General features: G+C 72.9%; 21 protein-coding genes. 8 read left to right on the plus strand and 13 right to left on the minus strand.

Features of this window, described 5'->3' with window-relative positions:
* Positions 1-17 precede the first annotated feature (17 nt).
* Complete coding sequence (locus ACF1BE_RS23275) at positions 18-2,804, minus strand: penicillin acylase family protein (RefSeq protein WP_392200934.1); 2,787 nt, start codon at positions 2,802-2,804, stop codon at positions 18-20.
* A 208-nt stretch (positions 2,805-3,012) separates the two neighbouring features.
* On the opposite strand from ACF1BE_RS23275, the gene ACF1BE_RS23280 reads away from it, so the two are divergent.
* The gene (locus ACF1BE_RS23280) at positions 3,013-3,615 is read left to right on the plus strand and encodes a hypothetical protein (RefSeq protein ID WP_392200935.1); all 603 of its coding nucleotides are present in this window, start codon (positions 3,013-3,015) and stop codon (positions 3,613-3,615) included.
* Positions 3,616-3,853: 238 nt separating this feature from the next.
* Here ACF1BE_RS23280 and soxR read toward each other — a convergent pair whose 3' ends face one another.
* Positions 3,854-4,312, minus strand: coding sequence for a redox-sensitive transcriptional activator SoxR (gene soxR, locus ACF1BE_RS23285; RefSeq protein ID WP_392200936.1), 459 nt, complete (start codon positions 4,310-4,312; stop codon positions 3,854-3,856).
* 105 nt (positions 4,313-4,417) lie between these two features.
* Here soxR and ACF1BE_RS23290 point away from each other — a divergent pair, with 105 nt between their 5' ends.
* On the plus strand, positions 4,418-4,879 hold the full coding sequence (locus ACF1BE_RS23290) for a MaoC family dehydratase (RefSeq protein WP_392200937.1): 462 nt from the start codon (positions 4,418-4,420) through the stop codon (positions 4,877-4,879).
* A 13-nt stretch (positions 4,880-4,892) separates the two neighbouring features.
* Here the strand turns inward: ACF1BE_RS23290 and ACF1BE_RS23295 are convergent, their stop codons facing one another.
* The 3 genes from ACF1BE_RS23295 to ACF1BE_RS23305 all read right to left on the minus strand — a co-directional run bounded on the left by ACF1BE_RS23295 (position 4,893) and on the right by ACF1BE_RS23305 (position 7,116).
* Positions 4,893-5,516 (minus strand): TetR/AcrR family transcriptional regulator, encoded by a 624-nt coding sequence (locus ACF1BE_RS23295; RefSeq protein WP_392200938.1) that lies wholly within the window; start codon positions 5,514-5,516, stop codon positions 4,893-4,895.
* A gap of 100 nt (positions 5,517-5,616) precedes the next feature.
* Positions 5,617-5,904, minus strand: a complete 288-nt coding sequence (locus tag ACF1BE_RS23300) for a YiaA/YiaB family inner membrane protein (RefSeq protein WP_392200939.1) — start codon at positions 5,902-5,904, stop codon at positions 5,617-5,619.
* 60 nt (positions 5,905-5,964) lie between these two features.
* A complete protein-coding gene (locus ACF1BE_RS23305; protein ID WP_392201013.1) occupies positions 5,965-7,116 on the minus strand; it encodes an acyl-CoA dehydrogenase family protein in 1,152 nt (383 codons plus the stop codon).
* Between the two features lie 88 nt (positions 7,117-7,204).
* On the opposite strand from ACF1BE_RS23305, the gene ACF1BE_RS23310 reads away from it, so the two are divergent.
* The gene (locus tag ACF1BE_RS23310) at positions 7,205-7,846 is read left to right on the plus strand and encodes a TetR/AcrR family transcriptional regulator (protein WP_392200940.1); all 642 of its coding nucleotides are present in this window, start codon (positions 7,205-7,207) and stop codon (positions 7,844-7,846) included.
* A 46-nt stretch (positions 7,847-7,892) separates the two neighbouring features.
* Here ACF1BE_RS23310 and ACF1BE_RS23315 read toward each other — a convergent pair whose 3' ends face one another.
* The 8 genes from ACF1BE_RS23315 to ACF1BE_RS23350 all read right to left on the minus strand — a co-directional run bounded on the left by ACF1BE_RS23315 (position 7,893) and on the right by ACF1BE_RS23350 (position 17,889).
* A complete protein-coding gene (locus ACF1BE_RS23315; protein WP_392200941.1) occupies positions 7,893-8,975 on the minus strand; it encodes a Zn-dependent alcohol dehydrogenase in 1,083 nt (360 codons plus the stop codon).
* A gap of 14 nt (positions 8,976-8,989) precedes the next feature.
* Positions 8,990-10,378 carry an aldehyde dehydrogenase family protein gene (locus tag ACF1BE_RS23320; RefSeq protein ID WP_392200942.1) on the minus strand — a complete coding sequence of 463 codons (1,389 nt, stop codon included), beginning with the start codon at positions 10,376-10,378 and terminating at the stop codon, positions 8,990-8,992.
* Between the two features lie 155 nt (positions 10,379-10,533).
* Complete coding sequence (locus ACF1BE_RS23325) at positions 10,534-11,247, minus strand: class F sortase (RefSeq protein ID WP_392200943.1); 714 nt, start codon at positions 11,245-11,247, stop codon at positions 10,534-10,536.
* Positions 11,234-11,893 carry a hypothetical protein gene (locus ACF1BE_RS23330; protein ID WP_392200944.1) on the minus strand — a complete coding sequence of 220 codons (660 nt, stop codon included), beginning with the start codon at positions 11,891-11,893 and terminating at the stop codon, positions 11,234-11,236. Before ACF1BE_RS23330 ends, ACF1BE_RS23325 begins: the two co-directional genes overlap by 14 nt.
* Before the next feature lie 101 nt (positions 11,894-11,994).
* Positions 11,995-13,233 carry an MFS transporter gene (locus ACF1BE_RS23335; protein WP_392200945.1) on the minus strand — a complete coding sequence of 413 codons (1,239 nt, stop codon included), beginning with the start codon at positions 13,231-13,233 and terminating at the stop codon, positions 11,995-11,997.
* Between the two features lie 23 nt (positions 13,234-13,256).
* Positions 13,257-14,684 (minus strand): CitMHS family transporter, encoded by a 1,428-nt coding sequence (locus ACF1BE_RS23340; RefSeq protein ID WP_392200946.1) that lies wholly within the window; start codon positions 14,682-14,684, stop codon positions 13,257-13,259.
* Between the two features lie 124 nt (positions 14,685-14,808).
* Entirely contained in the window at positions 14,809-17,040 is a 2,232-nt protein-coding gene (locus tag ACF1BE_RS23345; RefSeq protein ID WP_392200947.1) for a molybdopterin oxidoreductase family protein, read from the minus strand.
* A 186-nt stretch (positions 17,041-17,226) separates the two neighbouring features.
* A complete protein-coding gene (locus ACF1BE_RS23350) occupies positions 17,227-17,889 on the minus strand; it encodes a TetR family transcriptional regulator (RefSeq protein WP_392200948.1) in 663 nt (220 codons plus the stop codon).
* A gap of 58 nt (positions 17,890-17,947) precedes the next feature.
* On the opposite strand from ACF1BE_RS23350, the gene ACF1BE_RS23355 reads away from it, so the two are divergent.
* From ACF1BE_RS23355 to ACF1BE_RS23375, 5 genes are all read left to right on the plus strand, one after another.
* On the plus strand, positions 17,948-18,133 hold the full coding sequence (locus ACF1BE_RS23355; RefSeq protein ID WP_392200949.1) for a hypothetical protein: 186 nt from the start codon (positions 17,948-17,950) through the stop codon (positions 18,131-18,133).
* A 381-nt stretch (positions 18,134-18,514) separates the two neighbouring features.
* Positions 18,515-19,825 carry a homogentisate 1,2-dioxygenase gene (gene hmgA, locus ACF1BE_RS23360; protein WP_392201014.1) on the plus strand — a complete coding sequence of 437 codons (1,311 nt, stop codon included), beginning with the start codon at positions 18,515-18,517 and terminating at the stop codon, positions 19,823-19,825.
* 45 nt (positions 19,826-19,870) lie between these two features.
* Complete coding sequence (locus ACF1BE_RS23365) at positions 19,871-20,617, plus strand: GntR family transcriptional regulator (protein ID WP_392200950.1); 747 nt, start codon at positions 19,871-19,873, stop codon at positions 20,615-20,617.
* Between the two features lie 205 nt (positions 20,618-20,822).
* Positions 20,823-21,764 (plus strand): hypothetical protein, encoded by a 942-nt coding sequence (locus ACF1BE_RS23370; RefSeq protein WP_392200951.1) that lies wholly within the window; start codon positions 20,823-20,825, stop codon positions 21,762-21,764.
* A gap of 339 nt (positions 21,765-22,103) precedes the next feature.
* Positions 22,104-23,258: a type ISP restriction/modification enzyme gene (locus ACF1BE_RS23375; protein WP_392200952.1), complete on the plus strand. Its 1,155-nt coding sequence runs from the start codon at positions 22,104-22,106 to the stop codon at positions 23,256-23,258.
* Positions 23,259-23,336 lie beyond the last annotated feature (78 nt).

Consider the following 23,336-nt stretch of genomic DNA (forward strand, 5'->3'; position numbering starts at 1 on the left):
CCGCCGCCCGGATCACCTCAGCGGTGCGAGGTGAACTCCACGACCTGCTGGAACGTCGGCCGGTTCTGCCAGCTGATCCTGCCGTGCTTGATGCCGCCCAGGGTGCGCTGGGCGATCGAGTCGGCGCACCACTGGTCGCCGGCCGAGCACTGGTCGTCGCCCGGGTAGACCTGCGCGGCGGTCACGCCGGCCGCCTGCTTCAGCGTGCCGAGCAGGACGTCACGGCAGGCGCCGAGACCGCCACCGCCGCAGTACGTGTGCGCCAGGCCGCCCCGCACGGGCTCGCCGAGCACCGCGCGGATGTCCTTGTCGACATAGCTCCACCATCCGTACTGGAAGGAGCTTCCGGCGTGCGAGCCGGTCGGGCCGTGGCCGGCGGACGGCGCCTCGTCGACCGGCAGGCTGCCGGTGATCGCGGTGTACAGGTCGCTGCCGAGTCCCGGCTCGAACTCCGCCTTCACCAGCAGCGGCCACCAGGCGTCCAGGATGCGGATCGCGTCGGCGTCGGCGTACGTCCTCGAACCGGCCGACGTCTCGGTGCGCTTGGCGCCCGCGGTCAGCCAGGCCTTGAGCCTGCCCACCGCCGCGGCGGCCGTGGGGTCGGTCACCGGCGCGGAGTCGACCACCTTCAGCAGCTCGGGCAGCACATCCTCGGCGCGCAGGTCGGCGAGGCCCGCGTCGGCCATGGCCTGTACCAGTTGGGTACGGGTCACCCCGCCGGCCGCGACGAGCTTCTTGACACGGTCGTCCAGCAGGTCGCCGCGGTGCACGGAGCCGTCGCCCCAGGACGCGGTCGTGTAGTCCTTGGCCTGCTTGTTGTTCCAGGAGATGTAGTAGTCCTGGTCGACGGAGTTGGGGTGCGCGGAGGCCGGGGTGTAGTCGGCCGTGTTGGTGGCCGGGTCCCAGTTCCGCCACTCGTACGCCGGCCGGCCCCAGACGGGGAACTCGGCGTCGACGCCGTCCGCCCGGACCGGGTTGTCACCGCTGTTGTAGTAGGCGGTGTGCCGGGAGTCCGCGTAGAACCAGTTGAAGGTGAAGTTGATGTGCCGCGCGGCGCTCTGGAAGTCCTGGGGCCCCTTGACGTAGTCGGGGTCGTTGAGCATCTGGAAGCCGATGATCGAGTCGGCCTCGTGCAGGTAGGAGGAGCGCAGGGTGGTGTAGGCGACCTTCTTGCCGCCGACGGTCGCCCGGTACGCCACCGGACCGTACTTCGTGCGCCACACGCGCATGGTGTACGACCCCGCGGCCGTGCCGTCGGCCACCGTCGGCGACCAGGCGTTCTTCTGCTCGACCTGGTCCATGGCGGTGCAGGTGCCGTGGTACAGGTAGTGGTGGTCGTCCTGGCACAGCTCGACGGCGTAGGTGTCGATGATGTCCTGGCCGGACGTGGTGGCGCTCCAGGAGTAGTCCTGGCCGCGGCCGAGTTCCACGTACATGCTCAGCCCCGCGAAGGACGCGCCGCGGGCGCTGATGCCGGGGCCCTGTATCTCCTGGAGCATGAGCAGCTGCGGCGCGAAGTAGCCGGTCTGCGGGCCGAAGACGGCGATCGGGTGGCCGCCGGCGGTGTGTTCACCGCTCACCACCAGGGCGTTGGACATGCCCCGCCGGGCCGAGCCGAGCGCCGTCTTGGCGGCCGTGGCGGACATCTTGCGGGCACTCGCCGTGGCCGCGCTGCCCGTGCGGTCGTACACGAGCGGTTCCTGGGCCACCGAGCCTGCGTCGGGGAACGCCCCGCCCTGGGCGTCGGCGGGCTTGGCGGCGTACGGGAAGCCTCGGCCGTCGTGGACGGTGAGGGCGGCCTCGGGGTCGTTGCGCTCGCGGAAGGACTCCCAGACCCGGGTGCCCTCCTCGACGCCGTACCTGGCCTGGGCGGCGAGCAGGGACAGGGCGTTGTTCACCTCGCCGCCCCCGCCGGAGCCGAACAGCGAGCCGATGACGGAGGCGAGGGCCACCATGTCGGTGACCTTGAAGTGTTCTATGGTGCCGGCGTTGGTGATCGAGTCCTTGTGGCCGGTCAGGACGTACTCGCCGGGGAAGTAACGGCCGCTGTCGGAGGCGTCGATATAGGCGTTGACGCCGGCGAGGTAGGCGTTGACGTCGCCGAGGGCCTGCTGGCCGCGCGCGCCGTTCTTCGCGACCGCGTTGTCGATCTGCGCCTGGAGGTCGGCCTCGGTGTAGGGCGCGTCGCGGTAGAACTGCTGCTCCAGGCCCTGGTTGGCGGGGGCGCCGCCCGCGAAGGAGGTCAGCCGGCCGCGGCCCACGTGCCGGAAGACGTCCATCAGCCACAGCCGGTCCTCGGCCGCCGCGTAACCGGCGCCGAACTCGGTGCCGTACCGGGTGGTGCCGGTGATGTGCGGCACACCGGACTTCTTGTCACGCACGATCGTCACGTCGCCGCGGCCGGCCGGCTTCTCGGTGGAGGCGACCTGCCCCGACGGGACGCCGAACGAGGCGTCGTTGAAGAAGGTGTTGATGGTGGCGTCGGTCAGTCCCTTGTAGCCGGTGGCCAGGTTGGCGTAAGGGCCGAGCTGGTCCTCGGCGTGCGACGGCTGGGTGCCGAAGGCCTGGTTGAGCAGGATCTGCGCGAGGGTCGCGTTGCCGTTCTCGCCGGGCGGCACGATGTCCGAACACTGGCCGCCGCAGTAGTCGTTCGGGGCGGTCGCGTCGGCCGCCGCCGCTGTCCGAGTGAAGGGAGAGAGGAGACCGGCGACGAGGACGCATACGGACGCGGTCTTCAGGAACCCGGGAAGACGACGGGACGTTCTCAGTCTGTCAGGGGCAGTACGTGGGCTTCGCCGTGGCATGGCGGCTCCTAGCGACAGGGGGTGGCCGAACGTTACCGGCGGTATCCCCACGTTCAAAGGTGAACATGCGTCACTTTCGGGAGTCGGCAAGGAGAGACGAAGAAGAGATGGAGCCGAATCGCCTGTCGATACGTCTATTCGGCGACGTCCGTGCGACGACGCCGAAGTGACCGAAGTGCAGGTGCAGGTGTGACGGAGGTGCAGGACGATGGCAGGTTTCCGGAGTCTGGCGAGACAAGTACGCGATCCGCGCTGCGATCTGGCGCTGCGGCGGTACTCACTGCGCAAGTGCCTCGAGAAGTTCGCCCCTTACGGGCATCGCGCGACCTGGGACCATCTGTGCTCCCGGGCGGGCTTCGGCCCGGAGGACCGCTCCCCCGATCCGGTGCGGCTCGTGGCCGCGCTGGAGGAACTGGAGGAGGCCCGTGACGTCTGGCTCGCCTACGAGACCGACTTCACGGACCGACGTAAGAAGGAGAAGCACGACGGGCTGCGCCGGCCGGGCAGTGTCGACGACTGGCACCGGCTGACCTGGGGCGGTTTCGGGGTCGCCTGGTGCGACGACCCCCGCGTCCACCCCGGTGAGCCGCTGGCGGTGGTGCTGCGCCGGCTGATCGCCGCGCTGGAACGGGCACCGGGCTCGTCCTGCCCGGTGTGCGACGGGGAACGCCTGGTCTGGAAGTACGGCCTGGACCACGAGCCGTCGTCCGGACCGGTCTGCGCGGACTGCGGCATCCTCGTGCCGCGGCCCGTACTCACGTCGCGGGCCCTGGAGTACGCCAAGCGGGAGCGCCTGCTCATGTCGGCCTGAGCGCTGGGGTGTCACCGGGCGCGGCCCGAGCGGCGGGCCGGCACCCGGTGCGGGGTGCGCAGGGGATGCCGCACCCCTTCCGCGAGGCGTGGCCGGCGCGGTGACCGGGGCCGTCGCCGGCGTCCGGCACCATCGGGTCATGGCTCAGGTGTGTCTCAACGGGCGCCGCTCGACCGTCGGCGGTGCGGGGGTGCCCATGTGGCGGACCTGGGACCGGCCGGTCGTCCCTCTTCGGGTGTCAGCGGCCCTCGGCCAGGAGCCGGGAGCCCGTCAGGCGGTCGCCGAAGACGTCGTCCGGGTTGGACAGGACGCAGTTCTCCAGGGACAGGCATCCGCACCCGATGCAGTCGGCCAGATGGTCCCGCAGGCGGTTCAGCTGCTGGATCCGCTCCTCCAGTTCGGAACGCCACTTGTCCGACAGCCGCGCCCAGTCCTCCCTGGTCGGCGTCCGCTCCTCCGGCAGTCCGGACAGGGCCTCACGGATGGTGGCCAGGGGGATACCGACCCGCTGGGCCGCGCGGACGAACGCGACCCTGCGCAGGGTGTCGCGGCTGTACCGGCGCTGGTTGCCCGGGGTGCGCCGGCTGGTGATCAGGCCCTTGGCCTCGTAGAAGTGCAGGGCGGACACCGCGGCGCCGCTGCGCGCGGACAACTGGCCGACGGTCAGCTCGTGGATCTTCTCCGGAATCTGGGGCACTCCCCAGAGATTACCCACCCGGCCGGCCGGGCCCTCCGTTGACATCGACCTCCCGCCCGACCATGCTAAGCAGTTGCTTAGAGACACGAGCGAGAGGCCGGGAACATGGCAGAACCGAGGACCTTCACCTCCCCCGACGAGCTGAAGGCGGCCGTGGGCGAGCAGCTGGGCCACACCGACTGGCTGGAGGTCGACCAGAAGCGGATCGACCTGTTCGCCGAGGCGACCGGCGACCACCAGTGGATCCACGTGGACCCGGAGAAGGCCGCCGCCGGGCCGTTCGGGACCACGATCGCCCACGGCTACCTCACCCTGTCGCTGCTGCCGCTGTTCGGGCCGCAGCTCATCAGGGTCGAGGGCGTGAAGATGGGTGTGAACTACGGGACGAACAAGGTCCGCTTCCCCGCCCCGGTCCCCGTCGGCTCGCGGCTGCGCGCCACCGGGACGATCACCGGTGTGGAGGACGTCACGGGCGGGGTGCAGGTGGCGGTCGCCTTCACCGTGGAGCGCGAGGGCGGCGACAAGCCGGTGTGTGTCGCGGAGTCGGTGGCCCGGTACTACCTGTGAACCCGGGGGCGGGCTATCCCGCCCCCACCATCCGCAGCACGAGGTCGGCGTAGAGCGCGCCGACCTCCTCGGGGGTGCGCGGGCCGTCCACGGTGAACCACCGGGCCACGTCGATGCACAGCGACAGCACGGCGAGCGTGGTGCCCTTGACGTCCAGCACGTCGAACTCGCCCGAGGCCACGCCGTCCTCGATGATCCCGCGCACCTCGGCGTCCACCTGGCGGCGCAGCGCGACGATCTCGGCGCGGGCGTCGGGGCCGAGGGCGTCGAGTTCGTACTGCACGACCCGCGCGGTGGTCCGCCGGCCCGCGTGCCAGCGGACGAAGGAGCTGACCGCGTCGGCCAGCCGCTCGGACGCGCGGCCCTCGCGGCGGGCCGCCGTGCGCAGGATGCCGAGGGCCTTGTCGTGGCCGATCCGGCTGATCCGGTGAAGCAGCTCTTCCTTGGTCTTGTAGTGGATGTAGAGCGCGGCCGGGCTCATGCCGGCGCGGCTCGCGATGTCACGGGTCGTCGTCGCGTGGTAGCCGCGCTCGGCGAAGGCCTCCACGGCGGCGACGAGCAGCCGCCGGGCCGCGTCCGGGGTGACCTCTTCCCACGGCTCCACTTCGCCGCCGGTCGTCTCCTCCGCCGTACTCATCGCTCGTTCGCCCCTCTCGTGACAGGAGCACCACCATACCGCCGACGATGAGCGGGCGCTTAGCGTGGCGGCTCGGCCGGGTCACCCGGGCCGTCCGGCCTCACGGCCTGTCGAAGGGGTCGTGCTCCGCGAGCAGCTTCTCCAGGCGGGCCTGGTCGACGCGGCTGACGATGTACCCGGCCTCCTGGCGGTCCCGGACGACCTTGGCGAGGGTGAAGGCGGAGGTGACGAGGTAGAGGACGGCGATCGCGAGGAAGCCGCGGACCCAGGCGCCGGCGTCCAGCCGGTAGACGCCGATGGCGGTGGCCGCCAGGGCGACGGCGAAGGAGGCGACGGCCTGGCCGTGGAAGGCGGCCGTGCTCTGCTGTTTGACCGGTGTGTCACTCATGGGACACAGCATCGGCGGACGCGGCCCGCGCCACATCCGCCGGGATACTCAGGGACGTACTCAGAACGCCGAGACGCCGGTCAGGGCACGTCCGATGAGCAGCTTCTGGATCTGGCTGGTGCCCTCGTAGAGGGTCATCACGCGGGCGTCGCGCAGGAGTTTGCCGGCCGGGTACTCGTCTATGTAGCCGTAGCCGCCGAACACCTGGAGGGCGTTGTTGGCCGCGCGGACGGCCGCCTCGGAGGCGAACAGCTTGGCCTTGGAGGACTCGACGGCGAACGGTTCGCCGCGGTCGACGAGGTCGGCGACCCGCCAGGTCAGCAGCCGGGCCGCGTCCACGTCGACGGCGATGTCGCTGATCAGCTCCTGCACCAGCTGGTGGCGGGCGATCGGCTTGCCGAACTGCTCGCGCTCGCCGGCGTACCGCACGGCGGCGTCCAGGGCGGCCTGGGCGATGCCGACGCAGCCCGCGGCCACCGACATCCGGCCCTTGGCGAGCGCGGACATGGCGACGGAGAAGCCCTTGCCCTCCTCACCGAGCAGGGCGGAGGCGGGCACCCGGACGTCCTCCAGGACGAGTTCGGCGGTGGCCTGGCCGCGCAGGCCGAGTTTGCCGTGGACGGTGCGGCGGGTCAGGCCGGGGGTGTCGGTGGGCACGAGGAAGGCGGAGACGCCCTTGTGGCCGGGGGCGTCGGTGGAGCGGGCGAAGAGCAGGACGACGTCGGCCCAGGTGCCGTTGGTGATGAACATCTTGGTGCCGTTGATGACGTAGTCGCCGCCGTCGCGCACGGCGCGGGTGGTGAGGCTGCCCGCGTCGGATCCGGTGCCCGGCTCGGTCAGGCCGAAGCAGCCGACGTACGCGCCGGAGGTGAGCCCCGGCAGCCAGCGCCGCTTGTGCTCCTCGCTCCCCCAGGCGGCGATCGTCTTGGCGACGAGCCCGAGGGAGACGGACACGATTCCGCGGACCGAGGAGTCACCGCGGCCCAGCTCCTCCGTGACCAGGCAGTACGCGAGATGGTCGCCGCCCGAGCCGCCGTACTCCTCGTCGATGGTCAGGCCGAGGAAGCCGAGCTCGCCGAGCTTCCCGACGATGCCCCGGTCGACCTCCTCGGCCCGGTCCCAGGCGACCACGTGCGGGGCGATGTCGCGCTCCACGAAGTCCCGGGCGAGCTGCCGTACGGCCGTCTGCTCCTCGCTGAGCCCCAGGTTCACCACGAGATCACCCCACCAGATGGATCTTGAAAGCTGTACATTTAAATTAGCACTGCTAGTTTCTGCTCGCAGCCCTACTATGTGCGCCATGGCCCGACCGCGCAAGCCCCTCCTCAGCACCGACCGGATCGTCGAGACGGCCCGGGACCTCGTGGACCGGGAGGGTCTCGCGGCCGTCTCCACGCGCCGGCTCGCCGCCGAGCTGGGGGTGAGCGGTCCCTCGCTGTACAACCACTTCCGCACCAAGGACGAGATCCTCGAGGCGGTCGCGGACTCGGTGAGCGGGCTGGTGGACCTGTCGATGTTCGAGGACGGCCGGGAGTGGCGGACCGCGCTGCACGACTGGGCCGTGTCCTACCGGGCCGCCCTCCGCGACCACCCGAACATCGTCCCGGTCCTCGCCCGGGGCCCCGGCCGCCGCCCCGCCGCGCTGCGCCTGGCCGACGCGGTCTACGGCGCGATGGTCGACGCGGGCTGGCCGCCGGCGCAGGCGACGTCCATCGGCGCGCTGATGCGGTACTTCATCATGGGCTCGGCGCTCGGCTCGTTCGCCGGCGGCTTCGTGGACGACGCCAGCGCCTACGACCCCGCCGACTACCCCCACCTCGGCCAGGCCCACCTCCTCGCCGAGCAGCAGGAGAAGATCGACGAGCGGGCCTTCGGGACGGGGCTCACCGCGCTGCTGGACGGGCTCGCGCACCAGTACCAGCAGCTGCGGGAGGGCGCGTAGGGGGCGTCCACGCCCGGGGCGTACACGTCCCGGGCGTACACGTCCCTCAGAACACCACCAGCGCCCGGCCCCCCTTGCCCGCCAGCATGTTGTCGAAGGCCGCCGGGATGCCCTCCAGGGTGATCCGCTCGGTCACCAGCCGGGACAGGTCCAGGCGGCCCTCCCGTACGTGCGCGGCGAGGACCGGGAGGTCGCGGGCGGGATCGCTGTTGCCGTAGACGCAGCCGGACAGGGTGCGGCCCCAGTGGAAGAGTTCCAGTGCGTCGAAGGTGACGTGCTCGTCCCTGCCGCCGATGCCGACGACCGTCGTACGGCCGCCCCGGCGCGTGGAATCCCAGGCCGCCCGGATGGAGACCGCGCGGCCCGCGCACTCCACGGAGACGTCCACTCCCTGCTTGCCGGTGAGCGCGCGGATCTCGCGCGCGGTGGTGTCGGAGGCGAGGACGTAGTCCGTGGCGCCGGCCGCGCGGGCCAGCTCCTCCTTGCCGGGCGAGACGTCGACCGCGATGACGCGGGAGGCACCCGCGATGCGGGCCGACTGGAGGGTGGCGAGGCCGACCCCGCCGACACCGAACACGGCGACCGTCTCGCCGGGCCGGACCTTCGCCGCGTGGTGGACGGCGCCGTACCCGGTGAGCACGGCGCAGCCGAGGAGGGCGGCGTCCACCAGCGGCACCCCCTCCGGCAACGGCAGCACACAGGCGGCGGCGACCACCGTCTCCTCGGCGAACGCGGCGACGTTGAGGCCGGGGTGGAGGCCGGTGCCGTCGGCGGTGCGGGCGTGGACGTCCGCCGCGCCGTTCAGTGCGTTGGCGCACAGCCAGACCTCGCCGAGCGTGCAGGCGTGGCAGGTGCCGCAGGACGGCGCCCAGTTGAGGACCACGGACGCGCCGGGCGCGACATGGGTGACGCCCTCGCCGACGGCGACGACCGTGCCGGCGCCCTCGTGGCCGAGGACCGCCGGGACCGGCACCCGCATGATGCCGTTCGCCAGGGACAGGTCGGAGTGGCAGACGCCGGCGGCGGCGAGACGGACCCGGACCTGTCCGGGTCCCGGGTCGGGCAGCTCGATGCCGGTGATCTCCAGCGGGGCGCCGATGGCGGGCAGGACGGCGGCTCGTACGGCCATGGGTCAGGGACTCCCTAGAACTGGAGGGACTTGGTCTGGAGGTACTCCGCGAGTCCGTGCGCGCCGAGTTCCCGGCCGACTCCGGACTGCTTGTAGCCCCCGAAGGGCGCGAGGGGGTTGAACCGGCCGCCGTTGATGTCGACCTGGCCGGTGTCCATGCGGCGGGCGAAGGCCACCGCCTCGGCCTCGTCGGCGGCCCAGACGGCGCCCGCGAGGCCGTACACCGTGCCGTTGGCGATGCGCAGGGCGTCGTCCTCGTCGTCGTAGCTCAGGACCGACAGCACCGGTCCGAAGATCTCCTCCTGGGCGACGGTCATCTCCGGGGTGACGTCCGCGAAGACGGTCGGGCTGACGAAGTAGCCCTTCTCGCGCGGCGCTTCGGGGCCGCCGGCGACCAGGCGGGCGCCCTCGGCGATGCCCTTCTCGATGTAACCGCGCACCCGTGCCCGCTGGGCGGCGCTGACCACCGGACCGATGCGGTCGCCGTACTTGGCGGCGGCGGCCGCGGCCAGCTCGACGGCCTCGGCGTACCGGTCACGGTGGACCAGCATGCGGGTCCAGGCGCTGCACGTCTGGCCGGAGTTGGACATCACGTTGGCCACGCCGACGTTGACGGCCTTGGCGAGGTCGGCGCTCGGCAGGATGACGTTGGCGGACTTGCCGCCCAGTTCGAGGGCGACCTTCTTCACGGCCGCGCCGGTCACAGCGCCGATCCGCCGGCCGACCGCCGTGGAGCCGGTGAAGGAGACCAGGTCGACGCCCGGGTGCTCGGCGAGGGCCTGTCCGGCGACCGGCCCTAGGCCGGTGACCAGGTTGAACACGCCCGCGGGTACGCCCGCCTCGTGCACCGCCTCGGCGAACAGCTGGGCGGTGAGCGGCGTGTCCTCGGCGGGCTTGAGGACGACCGTGCAGCCCGCGGCGAGCGCGGGGGCGACCTTGGCGACGATCTGGTGGAGGGGATAGTTCCAGGGGGTGATCGCGCCGACCACGCCGACCGGTTCGTGCAGGACGGTGGAGTTGCCGACCCGCTCCTCGAAGGGGTGGGCGGCGGCCAGCTCGGCGTAGGAGCCGGCGACCGCGATCGGCACGCCGGCGTGCACGGTCTGGGAGAACTGCGGGGGTGAGCCCAGTTCGGCGGTGACCGTCGCGGCGATCTCGTCCTTGCGGGCCACGAGGGCGTCCCGGAGGGCGGCCAGGCGTGCGGCCCGCTCGGCCGGGGGCGTGGCGGCCCAGGCCGGAAGGGCGGCGCGCGCGGCCCGGACGGCGTTGTCCACGTCCAGGGCCCCGCCCGCCGGGACCCGGCCGATGATTTCCTCGTCGGCGGGGTTCACGACCTCGATCACGTCCGCGCCGTCGGCGGGGCGCCAGGCGCCGTCGATGTACAGGGCGTCGTGTGCCTTCATGCTGCTTCCTCCCGGCGGGTCCGCGTCGTCCGGGACACAAACTAGCGGTGATAGTTTTCGGGCGCCAGACGTTCCCGGTCCCCGGACGTTCCGGGTCAGCATCGCGAAGGACCGGCCGGTACGGTCGGAAGAACCCGTACCGGCCGGTCCACCGGTCACTTCGTCGAGGTCAGGTGGGCGAAGACCACCACGTTGCTGGTGTAGCCGGTCCGCCGGCTGAAGAGGCCGCCGCAGGTGAGGATCCGCAGCTCCGGACGCCCGGAGGGCCCGTAGACCTCCTTGTCGGGGAAGCCCGCCTTGTCGAAGACCTTCACGCGGTCCACGGTGTAGACGGCGGTACGGCCGTCCGCCCGCCGCACCTCGACGGGTTTGCCGGGCCGGACCAGGGCGAGCCCGGCGAACACGGCGGGCCCGGTCCTGGTGTCGCGGTGGCCGACGGCGACCGCGGTGCCGGACTCGCCCGGCGTGGGGCCGCCCTGGTACCAGCCGACCAGTCTGGGCCGGTCGACGGGTGGCGTCTCCAGCTGCCGGTTCGCGTCCAGGCGCAACGGGGTGACCGGGGCGTCGATCCCCAGGGAGGGCACCCGGAAGGACGTCGGCCGGGACCGGGGCAGCGGGCGCGGCGGGGGCCCCGCGGCGGCGGGCTCGGGTTCGTCCGGGCCGGGGCCCCGTCCGTCGGCCCGGGCGGAGCCCGCGCCGGGGGCCGCCACGGCGTCCGGGCCGCCCGGCCGGCCGGGCGGGGCCGGCCCGCCGTCCCGCCCGCACCGGTGGCCGACCGTCACCAGGACGACCACGAGCAGAGCCGTCCTGGCCAGCCGGTAGGCGCGGGTCCGGTACCAGGGCCTGCGTCGGCGCCTACGCGGCACCATGGGGCCGCCGGCGGGCCACCCGGACGTACACGACACCGCTGACGGCGATCAGGCCGACGGCGGCCGCGGCAGCCACCGGCGCGTACGCGGCGGCCGTGTCGATGAGACCGCCGCCGCCCGCGTGCACCCCGCCCTTGGGGCCGCCCGGGTCGCTCTTCCCCCAGGCCCCGTCGTTGTGCTGGTCGTCGGCGATCTGGCCGTTCGGGCCCTCGTGCCCCTCCTGGTGCTCGTCCTTGCACCGGACCCGGAAGACCTTCTCCTTGGGGGCGCCCGCCACCACCCAGGTGAGCCGGTACTGACCGTCCGCCAGGCCGAGCGGGTCGGTGTGACCGGCGCCCCCGGCGAGCGGGATGGTGCCGGCGACGGTGGCCGAGGTGGGCAGCGGGGGCTGCGGTGTGATGGTGTAGGCGATGGTGGGCAGTACGTCGAAGTTGACGGCGTCGAGGTAGAACCTGCACACCACCGGATCGTCCTTCGAGACTCCGAAGGGCACGCCCACGCGGTGGATCCTGATGTCGCCGTTCTCCCCCTGGGCCACCGCCGCCGGCGCCGCCACCCACGACGCGCCGGACGCCGCGAGAGCGGAGAGAATGACGGTGGCGCCCGCGCGCGAGCCGAGGCTTCGTGGGAGTTTCAGGGTGGGCATGGATGTTCCTCCGAGTCAGACGATTTTCATACAAATCGCTCTTTCGCCTGGACTCTGCGTCATCCACCCCGCGCGAGCCGGGAGCGACGCCCGACGCGCCGTCAGAGATCGCTCGTGCGGCGCAGTCCCGGGCGCTCCGGCCGGGCCTCGTCCTCCCGTCCCGGCGATCCCTCCGGCCGGCCCGGTGAGCGCAGCGCGACGGCCGACGACAGCAGCAGCAGACCCCCCAGCATCACGAACGGCGCCGCCACCCCCGCCAGACCGGCGACCACACCCGCGGCGGCCGGCGCGGCCACCTGGCCGAGCCGGTTCCCGGTCAGCCGCAGGGCGAGCGCGGTGGACCGGGCCTGCGCGGGCGCGGCCCGCACCACCGTCGTCATCGACAGCGGCTGGCCCACCCCCAGGCAGAAGCCGAGCGCCGTGAGCATCGCACCGAGCACCTCCACCGGCACCGGCAGCGCGACCCCCGCGCACAGCAGGGCCGCCAGGAGACAGGTCACGGTGAGCAGCGCCGGCCGGCCGAGCAGCCGGAGCAACGGGGTGAGGACGAGCCGGCAGGCGAGAGTGGCACCGGCACGGAGGCCGAGCAGGAGGCCGATCACCGAAGGGGCGATACCCCGGTGCTCGCCGACCACCGGCAGGTAGGCGGTGAGGATGTCGGTCGCGGACAGCACCGACAGACTGATCAGCATGCCGGCGGGCACGCCCCGGGCACGCAGGATGCCGGCGACCGGCACGCGTGCGCCCCGCCCGGGGCGGGGGGTGACGGCCGTACGGTCCTCCACGCGCCACAGCGACGTGAACGCGGCGGCCGCGCCCGCGCCCGCCGTGACGAGGGCGAGCGCGCTGCTGCGCGCCATGTCGGGGCCGCCGACGAGGGCGCCCGCGGCCACGGGCCCGACGAACTGACCGAGAGAGGCGCCGATGGTGAAGTGGCCGAAATCGCGGTCCTGTTCGTGCGGAGCGGACCGGCGGGCCACCAGCGACTGGGCGCCGATCACGAAGCAGAGGTGGCCGAGGCCCATCACCCCGCTCCCCAGGGCCATCGCCCACAGCGAGCCGGCGAGAGCGCTGAGCACGCAGCCACCGGCGACGAGGGCCACTCCCGCCGGGAGAAGGGGCGCGCAGCGGCCGTGGTCGGTGCGGCGTCCGAGCGGTACGGCCACGAACAGCGGCAACAGGGCGTAGACGCCCGCGATGACACCGACCGCCCGTTCGTCGGCGCCCAGCGTGAGGGCCCGGTAGGAGACGGCGGGCCGGGCCATCGACACCGCCCCCTGCGCGCAGCCGAAGGCGATGACGAGGCGCAGCAGCCAGCCGCGGTTCCCACCGGACGCCATGGACACGACCTCCGTCAGACCGGTCAGACGATCCCGAACACGATGCCCGCGCCGAGCACCACCAGGGAGGTGAGCGCCGCCCACTTGACCACGAACCGGGTGTGGTCGCCGAACTCGACCTTGGCCATGCCGACCAGCACGTACACGGCGGGGACGAGCGGGCTGGACATGTGCAGGGGCTGGCCGATGATCGAGGCGCGGGCGATCTCGAGCGAGGAGACGCCGTGCGCGTGGCCGGCCTCCGCGAGCACCGGCAGGACGCCGAAGTAGAAGCCGTCGTTGGACATGAAGTACGTGAGCGGGATGCTCAGCACGCCGGTGACGGCGGCCATGTGCGGACCCATGCCGGCGGGGATGTTGTCGACCAGCCACCCGGCCATGTGGTCGACCATGCCGGTGCCCTGGAGGACGCCGGTGAAGACGGCGGCGGCGAACACCATGCCGGAGACGTTGAGGACGTTCTCGGCGTGGGCGGCGATGCGGGCCTTCTGGTCCGGCATGTGGGGGAAGTTGACGGTCAGGGCGAGGGCCGCGCCGAGCAGGAACAGCACGGGGATCGGCAGCCACTCCATGATCATGGCGGTGAGCAGGACGACCGTGAGCAGCGCGTTGAACCAGTAGAGCCGGGGGCGCAGGGTGGCGCGGTCCGGGTCCAGCCCCTGCAAGCCGTCGTCCTCGGGCTCACCGGGGGAAGAGTCCGTACCGGAACCCGGACCACCGGTGCTCTTCGCGCCGTTGCCGGAAGCCGGACCACCGGTGCCTCCCGCGCGGTTGCCCGTGCCCGCGCCGGCCGGCACGGTCTCGGTCTCCTCCACCAGGACCTCGTCCAGCGTGAGCACGCCGAGCCGACCGCGCTCACGGCGGCCGAGAACCAGGGCGAGGGCGAACACGAACGCCATCCCCACGGCCAGCGCCGGGATCATCGGCACGAAGATGTCGCTCGCGTCGACCTTCAGCGCGGTGGCCGCCCGGGCGGTCGGGCCGCCCCAGGGCAGCGTGTTCATCACGCCGTTGGCCATGGCGGCGACGCCGGTCATCACGACCAGGGACATCTTCAGGCGCTTGTACAGCGGGTACATCGCCGACACGGTGATCATGAATGTGGTGGAGCCGTCGCCGTCCAGGGAGACGATCGCGGCGAGGACCGCGGTACCGACGACGATGCGCAACGGGTCGGCCTTGCAGAACCGCAGAATGCCCCGCACCACCGGGTCGAAGAGACCGACGTCGATCATCACACCGAAGTAGACGATCGCGAACATGAGCATCGCCGCGGTGGGGGCGAGGCTGGTGACGCCGTCGATGACGTAGTCGCCGAGCTCGGCGCCCTTGCCCACGCACACACAGAACAGCGCGGGCACGAGCACGAGCGCCGCGATCGGCGACATCTTCTTCAGCATGATCAGGACCAGGAAGGTCGCGATCATGGCGAAGCCGAGGATGGTCAGCATGAATGGATACCTAACGTTCGCCCTTGAACATCCCACCTGGGGGCCGGCGGTGCGTTGACGTTAGGTCCGTCCAAACGGCGTTAACAAGTGGTTGACGTGCGAGCAATAAGCGCAGAAGTCCAGGTCACGGCAGTGTGACGACCTCGACGGGGATGCCGTTGAGGACCGCGTTGCCCGACAGGGGGTCGAGCAGGCTGCCGTCCAGCAGCTGGTTGACGTTGACGCCCGGCACGGTGGCGGCGTGGGCGAGCCGGGTGCCGGGGCGGTCGTGGCCCCAGCCGTGCGGCAGGCTCACGACCCCGGGCCGGACGCCGTCGGTGACCTCGGCGGGAGCCACCACCTCTCCCCCGGCGCCCCTGACGCGCACTGCGGCGCCGTCCCGGACGCCGAGCCGGGCCGCGTCCTCCGGGTGGATGTGCAGGGTGCAGCGGTTGCTGCCGCCGGTGAGCGCGGGCACGTTGTGCATCCAGCTGTTGTTGGAACGCAGATGGCGGCGACCGACGAGGACGAGTCCCGCGGGGCGCTCGCTCAGGGCCCGGCGCAGCCGGGGCAGGTCGCCGGCGATCGGCTCGGGCAGCAGCTCGATCCTGCCGCTGCGGGTCCGCAGCGGCTGGGGCAGGCGGGGGCGCAGCGGGCCGAGGTCGATGCCGTGCGGGTGGGCGAGCAGCCGGGCCAGGCTCAGCCCGTCGGGCCGGGCGCCGAAGCCGTCGCCGTACGGGCCGAGGCGCAGCATCATGTCCAGGCGCCGCTCGGGGCCGTTGTCGCCGGTGAGCTGTGCGGCGAGGGCGCGCGGATCCCGGCCGTGCACCGGGGCGTGCTCGTCCTGGACCGCCTTGGCGAGGGTCTGGTCGATGACCATCGCGTCGACGGCGGCCGGGTCCGTGCCGTGCATGCCGGAGACCGCCAGGACCAGCCGGGCCAGGATCTCGCTCTCGGCCATGCGGCCGGGCTCCAGCGGGACCGCGGGGCGGGTGTAGCGGACCTGGTTGCGGACGGCGAGGGTGTTGAAGGCGAAGTCGTGGTGCGGGCTCTGGGCGGGCGGGGGCGGGGGCAGGACGACGTGGGCGTGGCGCGAGGTCTCGTTCAGGTACGGGTCGACGCTGACCATGAAGTCCAGGGAGGCCAGGGCCTTGTCGAGCCGGTCCCCGTCGGGCGCGGAGAGCACCGGGTTGGCGGCGACGGCGATCAGCGCGCGGACCGGTTCACCGGTGCCCGTCGCCGTGTCGATCTCCTCGGCGAGCGCCGACAGGGGCAGTTCGCCCTTGGCCTCCGGGTGCCGGCTGACCCGGGAGTGCCAGCGGCCGAGCGCGAACCCGCGGCCGGGGCCCGCCGGGCGGGGTGCCCGGTCGGTGGCGGCCTGCGGGAAGAGGGCACCGCCGGGGCGGTCCAGGTTGCCGGTGAGGATGTTGAGGACGTCGACCAGCCAGCTCGCCAGGGTGCCGTGCGGGACGGTGCAGCTGCCGATGCGGGCGTAGACGGCGGCGGCGGGGGCGGCGGCCAGTTCGCGGGCCAGGGTGCGGATGACCCCGGCTTCCAGGTCGCAGGCGGGGGCGACGGCCTCGGGGGTGAAGTCGGCCAGCGCGTCGCGGAGTTCGGCCAGGCCCTCGACGTCCGGGGCCAGGTCCCCGAGGTCGGCCAGGTCCTCCGCGAAGAGGGTGTTAGCCATCGCGGCGAGCAGCAGCGCGTCGGTACCGGGGCGTATCGCCAGGTGCCGGTCGGCCAGTCTGGCGGTGCGGGTGCGGCGCGGGTCCACGACGGTGAGCCGGCCGCCGCGGGCCCTGAGCGCCTTGAGCCGGCCGGGGAAGTCGGGGGCGGTGCACAGACTGCCGTTGGACTCCAGGGGGTTGGCCCCGATCAGGAGCAGGTGGTCGGTGTGGTCGAGGTCGGGCACCGGGATGGCGTTGGGGTCGCCGAACAGCAGCCCGCTGGAGACGTGCTTGGGCATCTGGTCGACCGTCGAGGCGGTGAACAGGCTGCGGGTGCGCAGGGCGCCGAGCAGCACCGACGGGTAGAGGGCACCGGCCATGGTGTGCACGTTGGGGTTGCCCAGGACCACGCCGACGGCGTCCGGGCCGTACCGCTCCACGACCGGGCCGAGGCCGGCGGCGACCGCTTCGAAGGCCTCATCCCAGGTGGCCTCGCGCAGGGCGCCGTCCGTGCGGACGAGCGGGGTGCGCAGCCGGTCGGGGTCGCCGTCGACGGCGCCGAAGGAGGCTCCCTTGGGGCAGATGAACCCCTTGCTGAAGACGTCCTCCCGGTCGCCGCGGGCGCCGGTGACACGGGTGCCCTCGACGGTGAGGGTCAGCCCGCAGGTGGCCTCGCACAGGGGGCAGATTCGCAGGGCGGTGCGGGACACGGGTCCTCCGGAGGGTCGGCGGGGGCTCACCCGGGCCCGGACGGGGGCGGGCGGGCCAGAACGGGGACGGGCAGACACGGACAACGCGGACGGACGGACGCGGACGGGTCGACGCGACAGCGCGGACGGGCCCGGTCGGAGCATACCGAGCGGTATGCCCGCTGGGGAGTCCCGGTGGCCGGCCGTTCAGTCGAGCGCGCGTGCCAGATAGGCCCGCAGCAGCTCCCGGGTCTCGGCGATGATCGCGTCGTCACCCCGCGGATCGATCCGGAAGGCCAGCTGGACGAGGGTGTCGGCGCTCTCCACGGCGACCAGGAAGACCCGGCGCAACTCCTCGTCGGGGGTGCGGGAGAGATAGCCGGAGAGCAGGTCGGTCAGCCGGTCGGCGACCCGGGTGTTGGGCTCGCTGTGACGGCTGCCGACCGGGATCTGGTTGCCGAAGTCGACCAGGGAGAAGCCGGGCGCGGTGCGTTTCATCGCCAGGTACTCGTCCAGGACGGCGTCCATGGCGGCCCGCCAGTCACCCCCGCCAGTGGTCTCGCCCGTGGTGTCCCGGGAGCGGGCGCCGGCCTCGCCGCCGTTCTTCAGCCGCTCGGTGACACGCTCGACGTAACGCTCCAGGTTGCGCTGGGCGAGGGCGTCGGCCATCTGCCGCTTGTTGCCGAAGAAGCGGTAGACCGAGCCGATGGGGACCCCGGCGCGCTGGGCGACGGCGCGGGTGCTCAGGGCGTCGTAGCCGACCTCGTCGAGGAGTTCGGCGCAGGCGTCCAGGATCCTGGTCAGCCGTTCGGCGCTGCGCCGTTGGACGGGCGCGCGGCGGAGCGATGTCGCGTGGGGCACGGGCTTCATGATGCCTTTCCCCCGGGGTCCGGTGAAGCTCGTCCCACAGTACGGAGAAGGGTGGCCGATGCACTCATCTGCCGGGGCGGGGGCCGCGCCGCCGGCCGGGGGCTTCACCGCGTCCGCCTCCGCCGTCGCGTCCGTCTCCACCGCGTCCGCCTCCGCGCCCGAGACGGTCACGTCGGCGGTGCTCTCGACCGGCTTGCCCCGTACGGCCCGCATGCATCCGTCGTCCGCGTACAGCCGGCGGTGACGTGGTGGGTACCGTGCGGGACGAGGGCGGCGGCCGGGCGTCCTTCCTGGCCCCTCGCGCAGATCACGGCCGGCCCCGTCGGTGGCGTCCAGCACCGTTGCCACAGGTGAGGACGGGACCATGCCCCCGTGCGCCTCACCCGTCGCACAGGCCGCCGCTCCGAGCGGCAGCAGGACGTACACCGCGAGCGCGGCGAGAGGTCCACGCGTCCGCTTCGTCCACGACACGGCCGGGAGCGCAGGACACCGCCCGGCACCCCGGATCCCCCTTAAGGGTCTGGTCGTCCCCCTGCCCCGGAGGGAGGAGCCGGGACCCTCTTGCGCAGCCCCCCGCTTGATTCCTACGGTGATGCATAGGAATCAGTGGCGCAAGGGAGCGATGATGAGCGGGGACGCGCGGAAGACCGCCGAAGGGCTGTCGTATCTCACCGGGTTCGGCAACGAACACGCCTCGGAGGCGGTGCCGGGCGCCCTGCCCGAGGGCCGGAACTCACCACAGCGCGCACCGCTCGGGCTGTACGCGGAGCAGCTGAGCGGTACGGCGTTCACGGAGCCGCGGGCGTACAACCGCCGCTCCTGGCTGTACCGCATCCGCCCGTCGGCCGCCCACCCGGCGTTCGCCCGCACCGGCAACGGCACGCTGCGCACGGCGCCCTTCACCCAGACCGTGCCCGACCCCAACCGGCTGCGCTGGAACCCGCTGCCCGAGCCTGCGGCGGGCACCGACTTCCTCGCGGGCCTGTGGACGCTGGGCGGCAACGGCGACGTGAACCAGCGCGCCGGCATGGCCGTGCACCTGTACCACGCCAACGCCTCGATGGAGCGGATCTTCTCCGACGCGGACGGGGAGCTGCTCATCGTGCCCGAGCGGGGCGGGCTGCTCCTGCACACCGAGTTCGGCCGGCTCCATGTGGAGCCCGCCGAGGTGGCGCTGATTCCGCGTGGGGTCCGCTTCCGTGTGGAGCTGCTGGACGAGTCGGCGCGCGGTTATGTGTGCGAGAACTATGGGGCGCCGTTCCGGCTGCCCGACCTCGGCCCGATCGGCGCCAACGGGCTCGCCGCTCCCCGCGACTTCCGGGCGCCGGTGGCGGCCTACGAGGACGTGGAGGGGCCGGTGGAGGTGGTGAACAAGTTCTGCGGCAACCTGTGGGCCGCGACCTACGACCACAGCCCGCTGGACGTGGTCGCCTGGCATGGCAACTACGTGCCGTACGTCTATGACCTGCGCCGCTTCAATGTGATCGGCACCATCTCCTACGACCACCCCGACCCGTCCGTCTTCACGGTCCTCACCTCGCCGTCGGACACCCCGGGCCTGGCCGGTGTCGACTTCGTCGTGTTCGCGCCGCGCTGGCTGGTGGGCGAGGACACCTTCCGGCCGCCGTACTTCCACCGGAACGTGATGAGCGAGTACATGGGCCTGATCGAGGGCGCGTACGACGCGAAGGCGGAGGGCTTCGTGCCCGGTGGTGGCTCGCTGCACAACATGATGTCGGCGCACGGTCCGGACCGGGAGACGTTCGACCGGGCGAGCGCGGCCGAGCTGAGGCCGCAGAAGATCGACGACGGGCTGGCGTTCATGTTCGAGACCCGCTGGCCGGTGACCCTGACCCCGCTCGCGGCCAGGGCGGACCACCTCCAGCAGCGCTACGACGACGTGTGGCGGGGGCTCGAGCGCCACTTCCGGGTGTGACGGCCGCATTGCGCCGACCGTTCATCGACAGGTACGGATAGCCGCGTGACCTCCTTCGCTCCGGATTCGATCGTCCTGAACCGCAAGCTGCCGCTGTGGTACCAGGTGTCGCAGTCGCTGCGCGCCTCGATACTGGGCCGCTCCCCGCAGGACCCGCTGCGCCTGCCCACCGAGGAGCGGCTGGCGCGGCACTACGGGGTGAGCGTGCTGACCATGCGGCAGGCGCTGAAGGAACTGGAGGACGAGGGGCTGATCAGCCGGCACCGGCGGCGCGGCACGTTCATCGAGCCCGGGGTCCGGCGCGGGGCACCCGTGCGGCTGCTGGGCTCGGTGGACGCCATCGTGGCCCAGCAGTCCGGGATGACGGCCGAGCTGCTGGCCCACGGCCCGGTGCCCGTGCCCGCCGGGCTCGCCGAGTACTTCCCGGACCTCGCGGAGGTGACGGCGTACCACCGTCTGCGATGCGACGAGAAGACCGGCGAACCGACCAACCACGCCGTCAACCACATCCGTCCCGACCTGGCCGCGCTCATCGACCCGGACGACCTCGTCCGGTGGCCGATGACCAAGGTGCTGCGGGACGTGGTGCGAGCGGACATCAGCCGGATCACGGACACCGTGGAGGCCCGCCTCGCCGACCCCGAGACGGCCCGCCTGCTGGAGGTCCCGCTGCTCAGCCCGATCCTGCACTACACGGGCGTGACCTACGACGCCGAGGGCCGGGTGCTGGACGTGGCCGTCATCCACTACCGGGGCGACCGCTTCTCGTTCACCGTCACCCTGGACGCCTAGGGATCAGTCACCAGGGTGCGACCGGGCGCTGCATCCGGCGGCTGAGGGTTTGGATCGGCGGCTCCTCGTGCTCCGGTGGTACATGCGCGCCCGTAGGCTGATTCTCTCTCCTCCTGAGTGATGACATGGCTGCGCCCGGTGGTTGACGCCCGTGGTGGCAGTGGTGAACGAGACTTGAACTCCGTTGCGGGCGTTGGGGGTTCATGTGGACCGGTGGGATCGGGTCGGGCGGGTCGCGGCGTACGGGGCAGCGCTGGCGCTGACGCCCTACCTGCTGATCAAGGTGTCGTGGGTGGTCGGTTCGCTCTTGGGACTGCTGCCGGTCGGGACCGGGTTCGGCCGAGCGGAGTGGGTGGTGCTCAACAGCGCCACGATCGGTATGGCAGGGACCGGGATCGCGGTGGCGCTCGCGCTGGTGCGGCCGTGGGGTATGCGCATACCGGGAGCGCCGCTGGCCTTCGCCGCTTGGGTGGGGACGGGGTTCCTCGTCCCGGTGCTGCCGTACGCCGTTCTCGGTTCGCTGCTCGGCTCGACGGAAGGCAGTCCGCGGAGTGGGAGCGACGCAGGCCGGACGATGCCGGTCTGGGAGGCCGCGCTGATCCAGATCGGCTTCGTGGGCATGGGGCTGGGTCTGGCCCTCGCGCTGCCCGCATACATGCGGCGGCGCTGGCCGGACGCCTTCGCGGGTCGGCTCGGGGACCGCGGGGAGGGCTCGCCGAGGGCGCTGCCGTGGATGGCCGTGGTCGGCGCCGCAGTCGGTCTCGTCTGGCTGTACTGGGCGGTGGGCGGCACCGCGGGTGTCACCCACCGCGGCGAGCGCGACCTCGCCTGGTATGTGCTGTCCGGGCTCTTCGGGCTCTGGGCGTTCGTGGCGTCCGCCGCCGTCTGCGCTGCCGTTCGAGGCCGGCCCGCACGAGTTCCCCGATGGGGCCCGATGGTGTTCGGCTGGCTCGGCTCGGGCTCGTTGTTCGCCTGGAGCGGCTGGAAGCTTCCGTTCACCCTGTACCTGGCGGTCGCGCGACCGGCCGACGCGGCGCTCCCGGAAAACCTCGTGCTCGCGGCGGTCCTGCACCTCGCAGCGGTGGGGGCGGGCGCCGCGATGCTGCGAGCGCTCGTTCGTACGAGGCCGGTCTCATCGAACGCGTAACCGACCCTCCCCCGGGCGTCCAGTTGCTGCGGGGCGACCCGCGAGGGCGTACAGCGACGGTCCGGCGGATCACTGTTCCAACCGGTGCGGCAAGTCATCGGGGCGGGCGACGAGACGTTCAAGAGGCGCCTGGGCTCCGGACGACACAGGAGACGCACACCCCGCGGTGTCATCCCCCGCGTCCTGCGGCGCGTCCCCGCCCTGACCGCCGCGGCCGTGGATTCCCTCGGGCCCGTCACGGCCGTCCCGGGCCACCCGCCGGCCCGCCCCGGCCGGTCGTCCCCGCTGCGCGGCCGCCTGTCGCACACGGCCCCCGCCCCGCCGGAGCGCTGTCGTACGATGCCCGGCGTGACGCACGACGACGCTCCGCTGCTGGCGGACCTCATGCCGTGGTCGGTCGCACCCCTGCGGCTGGGCCGCGCCTGGCCGGTGGCACCGGACCCGGCGTCCCTGCGGGCCCGCTGGGACGCCCTGATGAACGCCGTGGGGCCGGACCGGGAGGCCCTGTTCGAGCCGAGCCGCGCCCGCACGCTCACCTCGGCGGTGGGCCAGCTGCCCGGCCGGCCCGGCGGCACGCAACGGCTGGTACGCGCCGAGGGCCCCTGCGCGGAGCCGGTCCGGGTGCTGACCGCCCCCTTCGACGAGCAGTGGCTGATCCCGGACCACCGGCTGATCGACACCGCCCGCCCGGAGCTGTGGCGGGTGGCGGACGCGCACCAGGTGTTCACGGTGGAGACGGGCGACGCCGGCACCCCGCTGCTGGCGACGTCGGTGCTGCCCCTGCTGCGCACCGGCCGCGTCCGGCCGCTCTACCGCCGCCCCGGGGGCACGGAACCCAACCTGGCGCCCGGCCTGCCGGACCACCTGGCGGCCCGGCTGGGCGCGGCCCCGACGGCACCGGACGTGCTGGCGTGGATCCTGGCGGCGGTCCGCCCGGGCCTCACGGTCCCGCTGACGGCGGACCCCGAAGTGTGGTCCGCGGGCGTGGACCTGGGCCGCCGCATACTGCGGCTGCTGCGCCGCGACGGCGAACGCCCCAAGCTGCCGGGCGGTCGCCGCCCCTACGTCCGCGCGCCCCTGCCGAGCTGCCCGTCGGCCCTCCACTACGACCGTGACGAGGAGACGCTGCACCTCGACGAGGGCCGCGTCTCTCCCGTGCCGCCGGAGGCCTGGGACGTCGAGGTGGCCGGAGCACGGGTGCTGGAGACCTGGTTCGCGGCCCGCACCGCCCCGCCCGGGGCCGGCACCCTCGCCGCGATCCGCCCGGTGACCTGGCCGCAGGCCTGGACGTCGGAACTGCTGGAGCTGATCACGGTCCTGGCCCTGCTGGCGGAACTGCGTCCGCTGCGGGCCGGGTTGCGGATGACGTCACCGGTCACGGCGGCCGACCTGCGCGAGGCCGGCGTCCTCCCGCCACCGGAGCCGTCCCGCCGCCCCGCCTCGGTCCTGGACCACCACGAGGAGGGCCCGGACGGCCAGTTCGCGCTTCTCTAGCCCCGCCGCACGCTGACCGGCCGGTGCCGGTCCGAACGCGTCCAGCACCCGCTCCAGCGCCCGCTGGAACACCGCCTC

This window comes from Streptomyces sp. NPDC014991 (genome assembly GCF_043080665.1).
In the GTDB taxonomy this organism is placed as follows: domain Bacteria; phylum Actinomycetota; class Actinomycetes; order Streptomycetales; family Streptomycetaceae; genus Streptomyces.